This window comes from Sphingomonas sp. GW821-FHT02B09, assembly GCF_059421875.1.
In genome coordinates, this window is sequence record NZ_JBWKVV010000001.1 from 1,473,956 (window position 1) to 1,491,887 (window position 17,932).

At 66.5% G+C, this 17,932-nt stretch carries 13 protein-coding genes; 5 read left to right on the top strand and 8 right to left on the bottom strand.

Features of this window, described 5'->3' with window-relative positions; genetic code table 11:
• The first annotated feature begins 324 nt into the window (after positions 1-324).
• Complete coding sequence (locus AC07U4_RS06820; protein ID WP_495194864.1) at positions 325-3,777, top strand: TonB-dependent receptor; 3,453 nt, start codon at positions 325-327, stop codon at positions 3,775-3,777.
• Positions 3,778-3,873: 96 nt separating this feature from the next.
• Here the strand turns inward: AC07U4_RS06820 and AC07U4_RS06825 are convergent, their stop codons facing one another.
• From AC07U4_RS06825 to gntA, 3 genes are read right to left on the bottom strand one after another with little or no spacing between them, the layout of a single operon-like run.
• A complete protein-coding gene (locus tag AC07U4_RS06825; protein WP_495194865.1) occupies positions 3,874-4,080 on the bottom strand; it encodes a ComEA family DNA-binding protein in 207 nt (68 codons plus the stop codon).
• Positions 4,077-4,736 (bottom strand): DUF1989 domain-containing protein, encoded by a 660-nt coding sequence (locus AC07U4_RS06830; RefSeq protein WP_495194866.1) that lies wholly within the window; start codon positions 4,734-4,736, stop codon positions 4,077-4,079. The genes AC07U4_RS06825 and AC07U4_RS06830 overlap by 4 nt, the downstream gene beginning before the upstream one ends.
• 11 nt (positions 4,737-4,747) lie before the next feature.
• Positions 4,748-5,428, bottom strand: a complete 681-nt coding sequence (gntA, locus tag AC07U4_RS06835; RefSeq protein ID WP_081974365.1) for a guanitoxin biosynthesis heme-dependent pre-guanitoxin N-hydroxylase GntA — start codon at positions 5,426-5,428, stop codon at positions 4,748-4,750.
• A 326-nt stretch (positions 5,429-5,754) separates the two neighbouring features.
• Here gntA and AC07U4_RS06840 point away from each other — a divergent pair, with 326 nt between their 5' ends.
• On the top strand, positions 5,755-7,290 hold the full coding sequence (locus tag AC07U4_RS06840) for a sensor histidine kinase (RefSeq protein ID WP_495194867.1): 1,536 nt from the start codon (positions 5,755-5,757) through the stop codon (positions 7,288-7,290).
• On the top strand, positions 7,287-7,664 hold the full coding sequence (locus tag AC07U4_RS06845) for a response regulator (RefSeq protein ID WP_245640867.1): 378 nt from the start codon (positions 7,287-7,289) through the stop codon (positions 7,662-7,664). Before AC07U4_RS06840 ends, AC07U4_RS06845 begins: the two co-directional genes overlap by 4 nt.
• Positions 7,665-7,828: 164 nt before the next feature.
• Here AC07U4_RS06845 and AC07U4_RS06850 read toward each other — a convergent pair whose 3' ends face one another.
• Positions 7,829-8,131, bottom strand: coding sequence for a hypothetical protein (locus AC07U4_RS06850; protein WP_038661277.1), 303 nt, complete (start codon positions 8,129-8,131; stop codon positions 7,829-7,831).
• Positions 8,132-8,255: 124 nt separating this feature from the next.
• On the opposite strand from AC07U4_RS06850, the gene AC07U4_RS06855 reads away from it, so the two are divergent.
• Together AC07U4_RS06855 and AC07U4_RS06860 are read left to right on the top strand one after the other, a co-directional pair.
• Entirely contained in the window at positions 8,256-8,405 is a 150-nt protein-coding gene (locus tag AC07U4_RS06855) for a hypothetical protein (protein ID WP_495194868.1), read from the top strand.
• A 184-nt stretch (positions 8,406-8,589) separates the two neighbouring features.
• A complete protein-coding gene (locus AC07U4_RS06860; RefSeq protein WP_495194869.1) occupies positions 8,590-10,023 on the top strand; it encodes an NAD-dependent epimerase/dehydratase family protein in 1,434 nt (477 codons plus the stop codon).
• A 12-nt stretch (positions 10,024-10,035) separates the two neighbouring features.
• On the opposite strand, the gene AC07U4_RS06865 is transcribed toward AC07U4_RS06860, so the two are convergent.
• From AC07U4_RS06865 to AC07U4_RS06880, 4 genes are read right to left on the bottom strand one after another with little or no spacing between them, the layout of a single operon-like run.
• Positions 10,036-12,450 carry an alpha-L-rhamnosidase-related protein gene (locus tag AC07U4_RS06865; RefSeq protein ID WP_495194870.1) on the bottom strand — a complete coding sequence of 805 codons (2,415 nt, stop codon included), beginning with the start codon at positions 12,448-12,450 and terminating at the stop codon, positions 10,036-10,038.
• A 34-nt stretch (positions 12,451-12,484) separates the two neighbouring features.
• Positions 12,485-15,349: a glycosyl hydrolase gene (locus AC07U4_RS06870; protein WP_495194871.1), complete on the bottom strand. Its 2,865-nt coding sequence runs from the start codon at positions 15,347-15,349 to the stop codon at positions 12,485-12,487.
• Positions 15,350-15,366: 17 nt separating this feature from the next.
• Entirely contained in the window at positions 15,367-17,577 is a 2,211-nt protein-coding gene (locus tag AC07U4_RS06875; RefSeq protein ID WP_495194872.1) for a glycoside hydrolase family 3 C-terminal domain-containing protein, read from the bottom strand.
• Positions 17,577-17,903 carry a hypothetical protein gene (locus tag AC07U4_RS06880; protein WP_495194873.1) on the bottom strand — a complete coding sequence of 109 codons (327 nt, stop codon included), beginning with the start codon at positions 17,901-17,903 and terminating at the stop codon, positions 17,577-17,579. The genes AC07U4_RS06875 and AC07U4_RS06880 overlap by 1 nt, the downstream gene beginning before the upstream one ends.
• Between the last annotated feature and the right edge of the window lie 29 nt (positions 17,904-17,932).

The following is a 17,932-nucleotide window of genomic DNA, read 5'->3' on the forward strand; positions in this document are numbered from 1 at the left end:
CCGCTCCGCCCGTTCCATCCACTCTGCCCATGACCAGCGCGGTAATTTCCTCCGCCCTTGTCCGCGTCATACCGGAATTTGGGTGCCCGGGAACCGTCTTTCGCCCGCAATCCGGAAGTTCGTGGTAGCGCAAACAAATTGGCTTGCCTTGAGCATTTTCCGGTCGTACCTGAAGTTCCAAGATGCCGCACGGTCTGCCGTGCCGAGACATCGATAGGGAAGACAGTTGGGGATGTTATGATGGCCGACGATAGGCAGCTTGCGCGCGTGGTTCGTACCCGGACTCGTAGCCGGGCTATTCTCAGCAGCGTTTCGGCTACCGCGATGTGCGTATTCGCACTCGGCGTACCCGCTTATGCACAGACCGGTGCCGCCAGCGGCCAGAACACCGCGGGGGCGGCGACGTCGACCAACGTGCCGGGTGGCGATCCCGCCGCACCGCAGAGCGGGGGAGCCGATGCCCGCGACGAGGCGGGTGAGAACGACATCGTCGTCACCGGCATCCGGCAGAGCCTCGCCAATGCACAGACGATCAAGCGCAATTCCGACACCGTCGTCGACGCGATCACGGCGCAGGACATCGGCGCGCTTCCCGATCGCTCGGTGACCGAGGCGCTGCAACGCGTGCCCGGCGTGTCGATCAACCGCTTTGCCGGCAACAACGATCCGGACCATTTCTCGGTCGAGGGCTCGGGTGTCAACGTCCGCGGCCTCAACTTCGTCCGCTCGGAATTCAACGGCCGCGACACCTTCTCCGCCGGTATCGGCGGTCAGGCGATCAACTTCGCCGACGTGCCCTCCGAACTGCTCGGCTCGGTCGAGGTCTACAAGAACGCCACGGCCGATCTGATCGAGGGCGGGCTCGCCGGCACGGTCAATCTCAACACGCGCAAGCCGTTCGACAACAAGGGCTTCCACATCGGTGGCGGCCTCGAGGCGAATTATGGCGACTTCGCGAAGAAGTGGGCGCCGACCGGCTCGCTGCTCGTCTCGGATACCTGGGACACGCCGATCGGCCGGTTCGGCATCCTCGTCAACGGATCCTATTCGCGCCTGAAGAGCCGCGCCGACGGCATTCAGGTCACCAACTTCCAGACCCGCGATGGCGTCCAGGCGGCGACCGGTACCGGAACCAACACGACGGTGACCTGCCGCAACCAGCTCCCCGGCAATACCGATGCCTTCACGTTGCCGCCCGGCACGATCAACGGCGTCGGCGGCGCGGCCTTCCCCAACCCGGCGAACGTCTGCGGCGCCACCGGTACGGCGGGCGCGGACGGCTTCGCCGACCCCACCGGCATCGCCTATGCCCCGATCGGCGGCCAGTTCCGCAGCCAGGACTATGATCGCAAGCGCGATGGTCAGGCGCTTGCCGTCCAGTGGGAAAGCACAGACGAGCGCACCACCTTCACCGCGCAGTTCCTGCGTACCCATTCCACCAATGCCTGGGGCGAACATACGTTCGAGACCGCGCCCGACCTGTCGGAATACAGCACCTATCCGGCTGGCTGTCAGCAGAACAGCAACGGACCGATCAACGGCGCGGGCAATGCGACGACGCGCGCGGAATGCCAGCTCAATGGCGCAGGCCAGTTCCAGTTCGGCGCGAACCAGCGCGGCAACGGCTACAATCCGGCCGGCGGCGCCTATCCCAATTTCACCTATGACAGCAACGGGCTGTTCCAGAGCGGCTTCGTCACCCTCCCCGGCGCCGGCTGGCGGACCGCGTCGAGCGGAACGGCGACCACCACCGTGCCGACCGGCGGCACGCAGCAGTCGCTGTCGCGGCGGCAGGTCTATGACGAGAACCTCGTCAAGGATGCCGGCTTCAACCTGAAGATCAATCCGGACGATCATTGGTCGATCGGGCTCGACGTCGACTATACCTATGCCAAGCACGACGTGACCGATCTCAGCGTGTTCGGCTCGACCTTCGCCGATTCCGAACTCGACCTGACCGGCAATCTGCCGATCGTCGTTCCGCACAAGCCGCTGACGCTTGCCGCCAATTGGGCGACGCCCAACCCGGCGCTCGCCGCCGCGACCGACAGCCAGTATTTCCAGAGCCGCGACTTCCAGTTCTGGCGCGCGGCGATGGACCACATCGAGCACAGCGTCGGCTCGGAATATCAGATCAAGGGCGATTTCGCCTACAAGTTCGACGACGGCAATTTCCTGAACCGGATCAAATTCGGCGCACGCTATGCCGAGCGGACGCAGGACGTACGCTACACGGCATACAATTGGGGCGCGATCAGCGAGATCTGGTCGGGTGCGCCGGTCACCTTCAACCAGGGCGACACCAGCCGATCGTCGTTGTACAATTTCGACAATTTCTTTAGGGGCAAGACCAGCGCTCCGCCGAGCGCTTATTACTACAACGGCGACCTGATCAACGGCTACAATTCGGCGACCAGCTTCTTCCAGACGCAGAACGACATCTGGCGCAACACCAACGGCGCCACCGCGACGAACCGGTTCCTGGCAGCGGGCCAGCGCGCCGGCGCGATCCCGGGAACGTCGTTCCTCCCCTCGGAAGTGTCGAACGTCACGCAACAGGACAGCTCGGCCTATGCGATGCTGCAGTTCGGCAGCAAGGATCCGCTGTTCGGCAACATCCGCGTGTCGGGTAACGTCGGCCTGCGCTACGTCCGCACGACGGTCAATTCGCAGTCCGAAACGGCGGTACCCAATCGCAGCGAACTGGGCGTGGTCGATCCCTATGCCACCCGCTGCGTCGCGACGTCGCGAACCTTGCCGGACGGCACCGTCCAGGTCACGCAACCGGGCGGCGTCTGCAATCTGGGCGCGACCGAATATGAGCGGCTGCGGTCGTTCGCCACCGCAGGCTATGCGTCACAACCCGCGTTCTTCACCAACAGCTACGGCTATTTCCTGCCGAGCGCGAACCTCAAGGTGGGGGTAACGCGCGACGTGGTCATCCGCCTCGCGGGATCGAAGGTGCTGACGCGTCCGGACTTCGCCAACATCCGCCCCTATGTGACCTATGCACTGGAGCCGGGTTCGGGCACCGTCACGATCAACGCCGGCAATCCCTACCTGAAGCCGGCCACGGCGTGGCAGTTCGACGCGACCGCGGAATGGTATTTCGCCCGTGTCGGCCAGTTGTCGGTCGACGCTTTTTACAAGACGGTCGACGGTTTCTTCTATCAGTCGCTGGTCAATCGCTCGATCACCAACAATGGCATCACGCAGAACATCCAGGCGCGTGGTCCGGCAAATTACGCCGGCAAGGGCAAGATCAGGGGCTTCGAGGTTGCCTATCAACAGACGTTCGACTTCCTGCCCGGCTTCCTGAATGGTCTTGGCTTCAACGGCAACTATACGTTCATCGACAGTTCGGGCCTTCCCAATTCCTTCCTGAACGGTGGCACGCCGTCGTCCGGGTCGACCGTCGCCAAGGGCAATCTGCCGCTGGAAGGATTGTCGAAGCACAACTTCAACGCGACGGCCTTCTACGAAAAGGGACCGATCTCGTTACGCGCCGCCTACAACTGGCGTTCGCGGTTCCTGCTGACCGCAGCCGACGTGATCTTCCCCTATACGTCGATCTTCAACGACTCGACCGGGCAGCTCGACGCCTCGGCGTTCATCAATATCAACAAGTACATCAAGCTCGGCGTTCAGGGGGTGAACCTGACGAATACGACCACCAAGCTTCTGCAGGCGTATAAAGCCGGATCCAACGATCTGGCGCCGCGATCCTATTTCACGAACGATCGTCGGTATTCCATCATCCTGCGCGCCAACTACTGACGGTCGGCACTTGCAGCAGCCGCCCCTCCCCTTCTGTCCACAGATGGGGTGGGGCGGCTGTCCGATTCGTGACAGCTCGCCGTCCCGCTTGGACGGTCAGCCGCTGCCGATCGTCACCGCGTCGCCGAGACTGTCCGCGACATGCGCCATGCCCGGCACCTCCGCCAGCTGACGAAGATCGCTGAACCCGCCGCGATCGTCGCGATAGCGCACGATCTCGAAGCCGTGGCCCTTCAGCGCGGGAATCGCATCCAGCGCGTCGGCGGTCGCCGTGTTGATGTCGATTGGGGAATTGGCGTTCATGGGTCTGCCTGCTCTCCTGACGAAAGGACCGCGCCGCCTTCGTACGACGGGCCGCCCAACGCCTGATCGTGGACGACATAATGGATAGGCTTGAACGATCCGCCGTTCGACGCCGGCGCCGAGCAGGCGGTGAGACCGATCACCAGATCCATCTGCGCGACGAAGCTGATGCTGTCGCCGGCCTTGCTGATCGGTGGCAAAACCGAGAGCCTGCCGGTCGCCGCATCGATTGGCACGTTCATGAAGCAATTGAACGCGACCGGAATCTGATCCGGCGTCACACCGAACTGTGCGAGCGCCGCGGCCAGATTGCCGAAACATCCCCGGTGCCGGGGGAGTTCGGGATAGAAATGGTCGAACGTCGCGTAGGAGCATGGCGTCAGCAGGAAATCATGCACGCCGACCGTATCCGCCACGATCTCCAGCATCGCATTCGATCGATTGGAGTAGAGCGTGTGCCCCGTGGTCAGGCGGATCGTCTCGGCATAATCGAGCGTCCGGCCCGACGACAGCACTTCACCCAGGTCCTCGGCCCGGAAGGCGAGGAGATCGGCGACCTGGCATCCGCGCGGATCGATCACCGTGAGAACCTGCCCTTTGGCGAGCCGAAACGCGTCGCCGCTCCGCTCCGGGATCTCGACGGTTCGATCGGCCAATTGATGATCCCTCACTTGCCGGAATACCGGAACGGGCACTGCCAGCCGCCATCGACGGCCCGGCCGCTGTATTGGCGCGCCTCGCTCGCCTCGCCATGGCGCGACAGCATCGGGTTGCGCGAACCGGCGAGCACCTCGTCGCGCACCATGATCTTCTCGCGCATCGTCTCATACTTGCCCTGCTCGCGCAGCGTCTCGAACTGATCGTGCAGGTTGAAGATCATCGTCGGGCGCGAAAAGCGCCGTGCCGGGCGACTGGCACGCGGATGGAGCCCGACGACGAAGAACGCCTCGCCCCCGAAGGACAAAGAGAAATGCGCGTTGGACGGATCGGGACTGACGCGTTCGTCCCACGCCTGCCCCAGCCACACGTCCTTGTCCGACAGCGACTGGATGCGCTGCCAGATCGCCCGCTCGAACGCTTCCTCGCTGAGGTCGTCCGGCCCGGAGAAGACGACGGCGAAACTGCGGAACAACGACGGCTCTGCCCGATATTGCGCGGCAAAACAGCGCAGGCGATCGTGAATGCGCAGATCGTCCCACGCACTCGCGATGTCGCGCGCGCCGAGGATGTCGAGCGTCCCCTTCGCCAGCGCCGCCTTGGCGCCGACGCAGGGGAAGCCTTGATCGGCGATATAGGCGGAGAGCAGCAGGCTCGCTTCGTCCTCACTGGGGTCCGCCCAGCTGAACATCGGTTTCGTTGATAGCATGACAGGAGAACGAGGCGCGCTTCGCGGCGTTCCTGATCCGGGCCGACCTTGATCCGGCTCAATCAGAAAAGCCACATCGGGGAATGAGCGAATGCCGGTATCCGTGATCGCAACGAAGGGCTTCTCTCGACGAACCACTCGGCGACCGCGCCGGCCGGTCGCGATCCGGCGATGCCGGCTTGACACTGACCCGATAACAGTAGCTTACCCTACGTAACGTCCGCCGGGGGGTGGATCTGAGAACGATAGGGCGCAGGGTGGCAGACGATAAGGATGCCCGTCGGGCAGAAGCGCTTGCGAGACTGCTCGTGTTGGACACGCCTGAAGAGCAGGCGTTCGACGACATCGTCTTCATCGCCTCGCAGACGTGCGATGCGCCGATCGCGCTGATCAGTCTGCTCGACACCGATCGCCAGTGGTTCAAGGCGAGGATCGGCCTTGATGTCAGCGAAACGCCCATCCATCAGTCGGTGTGCCGGCTCGACATCGACGATCCCGGCGTGCTCGAGGTCGCCGATCTGACCGCAGACATGCGGACCAACGACAATCCGCTCGTGACCGGGGACCGCGCGTTCCGCTATTACGCCGGCGCGCCGTTGACGCTGCGGTCGGGCGAAATCGTCGGACGCCTGTGCGTGATCGATACCGAGGCGCGTCCCGGCGGGTTGAGCGATACGCAGAAGACCTTGCTCAATGCGCTCGCCCGGCAGGCAAGCGACCATCTCGAACTGCGGCGGATCGCGCGTGGCAGCGAACGCCTCGCCGAATTGCAGACCGCGCTCGTCCAGATCGGCGAAAGCATCCGCAACAGCCACGACGTTCAGGCGATGACCCGCGCCGCGTCGGCGATCGTTGGCGCCGTGCTCCAGGTGTCGAGAGCCGGATTCGGCTCGGTCGACGAGGATGTCCGCCACATCGACGTCGAGCCCGACTGGACGGCGCCCGGCACCGCCAGCATCGCGGGCCGGCACCGGTTCGAGGATTATGGCGCCATCCGCGATCACCTCGTGCGCGGCGAGCCGCTCGTCATCGAGAATGTGCTGACCGATCCGCGGACCATCGACAATCCCGGTGCCATGACGGCTATCGGTGTCCACGCGCTGGTCAACATGCCGGTTCGCCAGCATGGCCGCACCGTGGCGGTGCTGATCGTCAACGCCGCCGCGCGGCGCATCTGGCAGCCGGAGGAGCTGACCTTCCTGCGCAGCGTCGCCGACCGGCTGGAAGCCGGCGTCTCGCGCGTGCGTGCCGAGCAGCAGCAGGAGATGCTGAACGGCGAGATCGCGCATCGCCTGAAGAACATGCTGTCGATGGTACAGGCGATCGCGAGCCAGACGCTGCGGGACGTTCCCGATCGCCGCCCCGTCGAAAGCTTCGAGCAGCGGCTGATGGCGCTCAGCGCGGCGCATGACGTGCTGTTGCAGAAGAGCTGGACCGATGCCGACCTGCGCGTCGTCGCCGCGGCGGTCGTCGAGGCGGTCGGCTTCAGCGATCGCGTTCACATGGACGGTCCCGAGGTTGCGCTCGGCTCGCGCGCGGCCTTGTCTTTTTCGTTGGTCATGCACGAGTTGATGACGAATGCATGCAAATATGGCGCGCTGTGTCAGACCGGAGGGCATGTCGAGGTGAATTGGCGCGTGGAGACGACGCAGGCTGGCGACGAGCTCGTGGTGCGCTGGCGCGAGACGGGGGGACCCCCCGTCATCGCGCCGAGCCGGCGCGGCTTCGGGTCGAAGCTGGTGCGGCTCGGCCTGGCGGGGACCGGCGGCGTCGACCTGCGCTTCGAACCCGACGGGCTGCAAGCCGACCTGCGCGCGTCGGTCCGCCAGTTGGCGCAGACGTGATCGGGACAGCTATCATCGAACGTCCCGTCGTGCTCGTCGTCGAAGACGAACCGCTTCTCCGCCTGTTCGCCACCGACATGATCGAGGATGCCGGCTTCGCGGTGATCGACGTCGGCAGCGCCAGCGCGGCAATCGCCGTGCTGGAGAGGCGCCCGGACATCCGCATCGTCTTCACCGACATCGACATGCCCGGCGGCATCGACGGCATCAAACTCGCCGCGTGCGTCCGCGACCGATGGCCGCCGATCAAGATCATCATCACCTCGGAAAAGCCGTGGCCGACCGGCGTCACGCTGCCGACCGATGCGATCTTCTTCTCCAAACCCTATCGTCAGGATCGCGTCATCAGCACGATCCAGCAGATGGCGGCCTGAGCCGCTCGACATCCATTATCGCAGCGGCTCTTGCTCTGGCGGTCCGTCACCCGGACGTGATCCGGGGTCCCGCTACATCCTTCACGGGTTCCCATCGGGAAAGTGGGAGCCCGGGGTGACGGCAGGGAAGGAGAAGTCGCGGCGCCGACGAGCGTCGATCCGGCCTATTCGACCGCGGTCAGGGCTTCTTCGTGATAGGCGTTCATCCGCTGCAACGCCGTCTCGCTCAGCGCCACGACATCGTCGTCGACTTCGATCATGCCTTCCGCCCGCAGGTGCTTTATCCAGCGGTCACCGATCATCTTGTTCTTCGACGTGAGATTGACGGCATTGTCGATGTACATCGTCTGTCGCCGCAGCGCGGCAATGTACATGTGAAGCATCATGTCCCACGCATATTCATCGAAGATGTCGGCGGGAAAATGGCCATAGCGCAAGGCCCTCAGCGCCACCTGCGTCTTGGCCATATCAAGACAGCTTTCGAATGACGCCATTGTTGACCCCTGATCCATCCGCATTTCGGTAGTCGCCACCAAGCTGGCGGTGTATCGACCGTCCGCGGCACGCGTCCAATGCCACAGGGAGACGCGAATGACGAGCCAAATGGATAACGGTCGGCTGCTTGCATTGCTGGATGCGGCCCTCGTCGAAGCCGATCTGATCGGACACACGCTCGCCGCGGCGCTGCTCACCGAATGCATCGCCACGGTGCAGAACAATGGCCGAATGCGCGGTCATTGACCTGAGCATCCACACCATCACGTCCGGCATCCTGCCGTCAGAGCGGCAGCAGGACCCGCACCTGCCTCGCTGAACGCCTCTCCGCCTGCCGGCTCACGACACCACCGTACCGCTGCGAACGACCGGTTGATTAAGATACGATAGCGTACTAATCAAAAGCGAACGTAGAACGAGGGGCGTCAGGATGGGGTCGTTGTCGACGAAGGTCGTGTTTCTCACCGGGGCGACCGGCAACATGGGTCGCGAGGCGGTCAAGCGACTGACCGCGAAGGACGATATCGCGCTCCGTGTCCTCCTCCGCCCGGAGGAGCGCGACGGAAAATTCGCGCGGCGGATGATGGGCATGAACGGCGTCGAGATCGTCACCGGCGATCTGACCGATGCGCGCTCGATCGAGACCGGCGTCCGTGGGGCGGATGTCGTGCTGCACGTCGGGGGACTGGTCTCCCCGCTGGCGGATCATCTGCCGCCCGCGACGGTGAGCGCGGTGAACGTCGGGGGCGCGCGCAATATCGTCGCGGCAATCAAGCGTGTCGGCGATCCGGATCGTACCCGATTGGTCTATATCGGCACGGTCGCCCAGACCGGCAGCCGCAACGCGCCGATCCATTGGGGCCGGACCGGCGATCCGATCAAGATCAGCACCTACGATCATTATGCCGTAACTAAGACCCAGGCTGAGGCGATCGTGGCCGAAAGCGGCATCCGGCACTGGGTATCCCTGCGCCAGAGCGGCATGGCGCATTTCGACATGTGGCGGATGTTCGATCCGATCATGTTCCACAATCCGCTCAACGGCGTATTCGAATGGTCGACGGCCAACGACAGCGGCCGGCTGATGGCGGCGGTATGCGACGACGCGGTTCCCGACAGCTTCTGGCGCGGCTTCTACAATATCGGTGGCGGCGCCGCGTCGCGCGTCGTCAACCATGAATTCATGGCCGGCAGCATGGCCGGTTACCGTGACGTCCTGCGCCCGCACTGGTTCGCGACGCGCAATTTTCACGGCCAATGGTATGCCGATAGCGACCGGCTCGAGGCGCTGGTGCCGTTCCGCGAACAGTCGGTGCCCGATTATCTGGCGGAAGCGCCCCGGCATATGCCGGCGCTCGCCCGGCTCGTGCCGAAGCTGCTGCCGAAGATGGTGCGCAAGCGCATTGAAAACCTCGCGGCCGCGCCGGGCGGATCGCTGCACTGGTTCGCAACCGACGACGCGGCGCACATCGCCGCCTATTTCGGCTCGCGCGCCGCGTGGGAAGCGATCCCGCGCGACTGGGCGGCGTTCGAACTGAAGCAGCCGTCGCGCACGCCGACGCTGCTCGACCACGGCTATGACGAGACGATCGCGCCCGCCGACTGGCGGCTCGCCGATCTGCAGGACGCGGCGCATTTCCGGGGTGGCCAGTGTCACGCGGAGAGTTGCGACGGACCGGATCGGCCGGTGGACTGGTCTTGCGCGCTCGGCCACCGCTTCGCGATGACGCCCAACCTGCTGCTGCGCGGCGGCCATTGGTGCCCGACCTGCCAGATCGACAGCACCTCCTACGATCGGGCCGCCGAGCGCAGCCCGTTCTTTCAGCAGGTCTGGACCGAACCGACCGCCGCCGCCGATGCGTGACGCGGCGTCGGGTCAGCGCAGCGGCAGCGTGAGCCGCGTCGTCGGCCTGCTGAGCGAGTAATTGCGCCCGCGCCAAGCGAAGCTGCCCGGCAGGGACGCGGGCCGGGTGATCTCCGCCGTCATGCTGCTGCCCTCGACCCGATAACGGACACGCACCGGGCCGGCAGGCGTCGCCACGGTCGCATCGACCCGCTTCAGATCGCCGAGCGCCGGCGCGATCCGGACGGACCGGTATCCGGCCTCGCCCGGCCCGATGCCGGCAACGATGCCGAGCAGGTCCGCGGTCGGATGCGCGCTCCAGGCGTGACTGTCCGAGCGCGTGTCGCCGCGTTCCTCCGGCCAAGTCGTATAGTTGAGCTTGAGCAGATCCCGCCACGTATCGAGCAGCCGCAGATACCGGTCCCCCTGCCCGGCGTGGACGAACGCCTGTGCGAGATACCAGGCGAAATAATAGCTGGTCGTGAACATGCCGGCGGGCGCGTCGATCCCCTTCCCCGGCGCGACGATCCGGTCGAGGATCGCCCTCGCTTCCTCCGGCGTCGCGACATCGTACAGGATCGCCAGCGCGTTCATATGCTGGCTGAAGACCGTGCCGTCGGGATTGTCCGCGAACAGGCCGCGGGCGGGCACCCAGCAGCGGGTGCGGATCGCCTGCTTGACCGCTTCCGCCTTCGCCGCGTCCGCCTCGCCCCGCGCCCTGTCGCCCAACGCCGCTTCGATCCGCGCACCCTGTTGCAAGGCGCCCAGCCAGCTGACGCTCATCAGGCAGCTTTCATTGGTGCTGCCATAGGACGGGAAGATCTTGCGGTCGGTGGCGGGCTGGCCGACCCAGTCGATGAAATTCCATTGCGGGTTCTTGCCGAGCAGGCCGCTCGGCTGCTGCCACGGCTGGAACCAGTCGATCACCTGCCGCATCCGATCCAGATGGCGGACGATCGGCGCCGTGTCGGGCTGCCGCATCCGCCAGTCGTCGAGCATCGCGACCCAGATCAGCGAAAACGGCGCGATGACGTTGCTGGTTCGCTGCGGATAGGCACCGTCCATCAGGCCGCCGTCGACGTTCGATCCGGCATAGGCATCGATCGCCTGTTCGGCGAGGCGGGGATCACCGGCGACCGCGTAGGAGATCAGCATCTGCAACCGGGTATCGCCGGTATATTGTAGCTGCTCCCAATAGGCCGTGTCCATATAGGTTTCGTGCGCGTCGATCCGCGCCGTCCGCCAGCCCACGTCGAAGATGCGGGTCAGCGTCGGATCGTCGCTGGCGAAACGGCCGACCTGACGGAACGGATAGCCGGTCTCGAACGCGCGCAACCCGGTCAGCACGAGCGGCTGCGCCTTGGTGGTCACCGCGATCTCGGCATAGCGCCACGTCCGCCACCACAAGGGTGCGAAGGTCCGCGGCCGGCCATCGGGCAGGAAGGTGTCGTGGATACCGAAGATGGCGCGATCGCCGATCAGGTTGCGGTCGCCCTTCTTGCGGTTGGCATCGTACAGCGCCTCCGACCAGGTCAGCGTGATCGTCGATCCCGCCCCGCCGCTCACGTCGAGTTCGGGATAGGCGGAGACCATCGCGTCGCGCTGGATCAGCAATTTGACGCTGCTGTTGGCGGGCACCGTCACGGCTTGCCGTGGAAAACGCGCGCCGCCGGGAAGGTCGGTGCGGACGACCGTACCGGGCGTGGTGGCGTCATAGGATTGCAGCGGCAAGCGGTCAGCGACGAGCGTGCGCCCGGCCGCCTCCGGCGCCGCCACGGCGTCCTGCCAGCCGGCGCCGCGCTCGACCGGGCCGGTCCAGTCGACATCCGCCTTGGCCGCGTCGATCGTTTCGGGATGACCGGCGACATAGAACCAGCCGCCCTTGATGATCTGTCGCCAGCCGTTCTCGAAGCCGTGCCCCGCATCGCGGCGCACCCGCCAGCCGGGACGGTCGGTCGACAGCGCCGCCGCCTCGCCATCGCCCGCCAGATGGAAGCCGGTCGCGACGCTCTGCTGGAAATTGGGCGCGGTCTGCGTGAAGAGCGCGGCCCCCTCGGCGTTCCGGACCTGTTGCGGTGTCGGGTCCGGCGGCAGCTTCAGCGGCTTGACGCCGTTCCATACGACCGCGGCGACGACGTTGCGGCCGCGCGTCAGATAGGGTGCGAGATCGACCGCCGTCTCGCGCCAATGTGCGACGTCGCCGGTCGATGGCCCTGCCGCCACCCGCCGGCCGTTGACGTAGAGGATGAAGCGATTGTCCGCGCTCACCCGCACCGGATAGCGGCGGGGCTGCACGGCAAGATCGACCGTGCGCCGGAAATGCAGAACCACCGGATTGGCGGCTGCGGGCAGATCCGCCTGGGTGATCCAGCCCTGCGCCGCCGGCTGGGCGATGGCTGCGCCACTGACGCCCGCGAGGATCAGCGCGATCGATGCCGAGGCTTTCATCATGGACTCTCCGTCGCGCACCATTGTGCCGGCATCATCGCCGGATCTCGATCGTCACCGGCCCGACGAGGCCGGCGGGTACCGGCTTCAACATCTTGTATCCCGCCAGCTTCGGGTCGATCATCGCATTCTGCGGCGTATTGGCGATCGCGATCGCCAGATCGTTCGTTCCGGCGCGGACCGCGTCGGTGATATCGACGCGGAACGGCGCGGTGATCGCCGGTTGCAGCGCACGGCCGTTGACCGACACGGTCGCCATGTCGTGCACCGCGCCGAGATCGAGGATGATCCGCGGCTTGCCCCCGGAAAGCCAGCCCGGCTCGACCTGCATCCGCCGCCGGTAGGTCCCCGTTCCCGAAAAGGACGAAAGACCGTCGATCGAACGCCAGTCGCCTAACGTAATGGCATCGATCGTGCTGCTGAACGGCTGCCGTCCGCTATGTCCGGCCGCGCCGAACGTCCAGCCCGAGGCGGGCAGCGCGATCCGTTCGACCGCGACCCGCGGGATCACGTCCCGTGGCCCGGTGGCCGGATCGGCTACCAGCAGGGCGCTTTCGCCCCCCGCCAGCGGCAGCGCGATGCGCACGCCGGCACCGCCGGGCTCGACCGCGACGGGGGCGATCGACCCGTCCATCGCGTTCCAGCGCGACACGCCGCCCGCGCCGGGCAGGATCATGCCGGCATCGCGCGGGCTGTCGGCCAGATTGTGGACGAAGGTCACCGTGCGGTCGCCGACGCGCCGCTGGACATAGACGACATCCGCGACATCGCCGGTGATGAAGGCCAGATTGGCCGGCACGCGCGCCGTGCGCAGCGCCGGCACGATCCCGCCGAGCGGCAGGACCCGGCCGCCGGCCTTCAGCGTCGCGGCGATCGCGGTCTTGACGCGACGGTCGCGCCGGACCGCATCCGCCAGGCCTTCGTCGCGATCCGGCGTGCGATCGGTGAAGATCACCGGCAATCCGGCCTTGGCGAAACGGGCGATCGCCTCGGCGGTCTCGGCGCGGATGCCCGCGATCGGCGGCAGCACCAGCGCAGGATAGCGCGCGCCACCGCGGGCGACGAGCTGGCGCCGTTCGACGCGGGCGTCGGCGATCGCATCGGGATTGATCCGGTCGAAATCGTAACCGCCCGCGATGAAGGCCTTTTCGGCGGCCTGCTTGCCCGCCCCCCCATCCTCGATCCCGACATAATAGCCGGTCTGCCCGTAGAAATAGGCGAGCGGCACGACGGGCTGCCCCTGCTGCAACACCGACTGCATGCGGCCGAGATAGCGCGCGAGCGTCGGCACGCCGGCCCAGATCGGATTGCTTTCGGTGAACATCGTGCTGAAGCCGAGCGCGAAGGGACTGGGCTGGAAGGCGTGCCAGCCCGGCCACGCGCCATCGGTCAGGCGATAATCATGGCCGTGCACGACCAGGCTGTTGACCCCGCCGGCGAAGATCAGGTCGGCGCGGCGGCGCAGTTGGTCCGGCGTCACGTCATACGGGTGATCCTTCCACACCAGACTTTCGGCGGAGACGATCCGGTGGCCGTAGAGGTCGGCACCGGAGCGCGCGAACCGCATGAAATAGGGATCGCCTTCGTGGACCAGATCCTCGGTCTCGGGAATATCGACGATGCCGTAACCGCGCACGATGTCAATCGCGCCGCCGTGCGCCTGGAACTTGGCTTGCAGGCCGTGCGCGTGGTTCCACGCGACATAGGGTTTGATGAAGCCGTCGAACATCAGGTCGGACACGGTCCGGCGATAATCGCTGCGGACGCGCTCGGCGGTGGCGTCGCCGGCCTTGAAATAGGGCGGCGAGAAATGCTCGTTCCACGCCTGCATCCAGCCCGGCTGCAAGGTCAGCGGCAGATATTGCGTCAGGTCGTAGCCGCGCCGCTTGCGGAACTCGGTGAGGAACTGACGCCCCCACGGCAGGTCCTGCATCAGCTCCAGACTGTCGACGAAGGTCGAGCGGATGCCGACGGGCTTCGTGCCGAGCGGATCGCCGATGCGCGCGGCATGCGCGGCGAAGGCGGCCGGGTCCATGTGATCGAGGATGAGCTGCGGCCCCTGCCCGGCCGAACCCAGCACGCCCATGTTCGAGGCATATTGCTTGAAGACGAAGACCTGCCATGTCCCCGCCGGCGCCTGCCAGTCGAGCGTGCCGTCGGTCCGGAGCTTGTCGGTCAGGATGACCGCGCTGGCCGTGTCGAGCGCACCCGAAGCGATGACGTCCTTCCACGGGGAAAGCTCCACCCCCATCATCGTGCTCGCATCGGTCTTCAGCTGCGGCGCGGTGCCGCGCATCGCCACGACCGCGACGATCCTCGCCTGCGCGTCCATCCGTGCCGGCCAGTCCGCCACGCGCGGGTCCTTCACGCGCGCGTCGAACATCGAAAGCGCGCCGAGCCGCTTGGTCCGCGCCGGCATGACCAGCTTGACCGGCGCCCCGGTGCCGCCGGTCACCTGCGTGCGCGCCATGGTCAGCTCGACGAACGCCTTTTCGGGCGGAATGGCGAACCCGCCGCCCGACGGCCATGCCGATCCGAGCGTATAGTCGAGCGTCAGCCCGCGCGCCGCTGCGGCCTTCGCCGCTGCGCGGACATGGCCGAAGAAAGCGGGTTCGGCATAATCGTTGACGCGCGCTTTTTCGTCGGGCGTCAGCGTCGCGAAATTGGGGGCCAGCGCCTGGATCTCCGCGCCGCCGAAGCCCGCCGCGTCGATGACGCCGATCTCGCGCTCGATCTCGGCATCGTTGACCGCCCCGCCCGGCCACCACCAGCGAAAGCGCGGGCGCGCTTCCTTGGGGGGATTACGGAACCCGTCCTCCAGCGACTGCGCCACCGCGGGCGCCCCCGTCAGCATCAATGCGGCGAGACACGCCCCGGTCATCATCGCGTGGAGCCGCATGGCGGTTCGATCCTCTATCAGGGCTTCAGGGTTTGTTTCGAGAGCCTGACCTGCGCACGCAGGCTGGTCTGCGTCGCCGAAGGCCCGACCTCGATGCCATAGGCTCCGGCCGGCACGATCCAGCGGCGCGCCTTGGCGTCGTAATCGCCGATCACGCGCGGGTCGGCGACCACCGACACCTCGCGGGTCTCGCCCGGCGCCAGCATCGGCTTGCCCCAGCCGATCAAGCGCTTGGCCTTGCCCGGCCGGGTCACATAGACCTGCGGCACGTCGGCGCCGGCGCGCTGCCCGGTGTTGGTGACGGAGAAGCGCACGGTCAACGCCTTGCCGCCGGTCGCGGCGAGCCGGTCGTAGCGGAAGCTGGTGTAGCTGAGCCCGTGCCCGAACGGATAGAGCGGCACGAGCCCCTTGGCCGCATACCAGCGATAGCCGGCGTCCGCGCCTTCGGGGAAGGTCACCGCGAACGGCTTGGTGCCGGCCATCAGGCCATAGGTCGCCCGCGTCGCCGCATCGGCCGGCACCGCATCGCTGCCCGGCAGCACCGGATTGGGCAGTTGCGCAAGCGACGCCGGGAAGGTGACGGGCAGATGCCCCGACGGGTTGACCGCGCCGGTGAGCACGCGCGCGATCGCTTCTCCGCCGCGCTGGCCGGGGAACCATGCCGCGACGATCGCCGGCACCCGGTCGCGCCACGGCATCGCGACGGGATTGCCCGTCTCCAGCACCACGACGGTGCGGGGATTGGCCGCGGCGACCGCGGCGATCAGCGCATCGCCGTTGCGGTCGAGCGACAGGTCCTTGTTGTCCGCGGCCTCGGTCGACCATTTCTCGCCGAAGACGATCGCGACATCCGCGCTTCTGGCGGCGGCCGCGGCGGCGGCCGGATCGCTGCCATCGACGAAGGTGATGTGCGCGTCGGGCCGGATCGCCTTCAGGGCCGCGAGCGGCGCGGTGCCGCCATAGCTGCGCTTGGCGAACGATGCCGCGCCGCCACCCGTCTGCCGTTCCTCCAGCGTGAAGCCGCCGACCGGGCGAACCTGACTGGACCCGCCGCCCGACAGCACGCCGATATCGGCATGGCCGCCGATCACCACGATCGTGCGCGCAGTCGCGGCGAGCGGCAGCACCCCGCCCTCGTTGCGCAGCAGGACGATCCCCGCCTCCGCCGCACGCAGCGCGACCGCGCCGTTCCTCGCATAGTCGATCGTCGCGCCGCCGGTCGCCGGGTGATCGACGACGCCGCTGTCGTACATCGTGCGCAGGATACGGCGCACCGAGGTGTCGATCGCGCCCTGCGGCACGCGGCCCTCGCTGACCGCGGTCTGCATCAGGTCGGAGAACCAGCGCTTGCCGTCGATCTGCTCGCCCGATTGCTGGTCGAGCCCTTTCAGGATCGCCTCGGACGAATGCACCGCCCCCCAATCCGACATGACGAAGCCCTCGAAGCCCCAGTCCCGCCGCAGCACGTCGTTGAGCAGGAACGGATTCTCACAGGAGTACACGCCGTTCACGCGATTGTAGCCGCACATCACCGCATGGGGATCGCCCTTCTCCATACCGATCTCGAAGGCGAGCAAGTCGCTCTCGCGCAACGGCGCCTCCGCCATGTCGACGCTATGGACGCTGCGCCCGGTCTCGATCGCATTGGCGGCGAAATGCTTGATCGTCGCGATGATGTGGTTGGACTGGACGCCGGCGATCTGCGCGCCGACCAGCGTACCGGCAAGCAACGGGTCCTCACCGAGATACTCGAAATTGCGGCCGGCGCGCGGGTCGCGGACGATATTGACCCCGCCGACCAGCATGACGTTGAAGCCCTTGTCGCGCGCCTCGCCGCCGATCATCGCGCCGCCCTCGCGCGCGACGGCCGGGTCCCAGCTCGCCGCCAGCGCCATCCCCGACGGCAGCGCGGTCGCGACGTCGCCCTTGCGCAGGTCGTTGAGGTTGGACACGCCGAGGCTGGCATCGGTCTCGGTGAGATCGGGGATGCCGAGCCTCGGCACCCCCATGATGATCCCCGCGCCGATCGGCACGCCGGCCGGACGTTTGGCGGCGGGGAGCAGCGACGGCATCGGGCCGTGCAGCAGCCGGATCTTCTCTTCCGGCGTCATCGCCTGCACCGTCGCCGCCGCCCGCGCATCCGCAGATCGTGCACGATCTGCGAATTGCGCGGTGGCGATCGACGACGTCGCGAGCAGCGCCACACATGCGATCCGCCGCATCGTCATCAGTAGGTCACCCGGAAGTTGAGGCCGAATTCGCGGGGCCGCACCGCCGTGCCGACCGAATAGCCGGTCGGGAACGCGCTATAGTCGACCTGGGTCGACCCCCGCGTCGTCAGCACCGCGACGTTGGCGAGGTTCTTGGCGAATACCGAGAATTCATAGCTGTCGTTGGGTCCGCGCACGCCGAAGAAGACGCTGTTGTTGAGCAGGTCGCCATATTTGACGTTGATGAACGGATCCTCGCGCTTCGGTACGTAATTGGCGAGACCGCGCAGGAACAGTTCGCGATTGCCGCTCACCGGCACGCGATATTCGGCGTTGACGCTCACGCCCCATGGCGCCTGATCGCTGAGGCGAC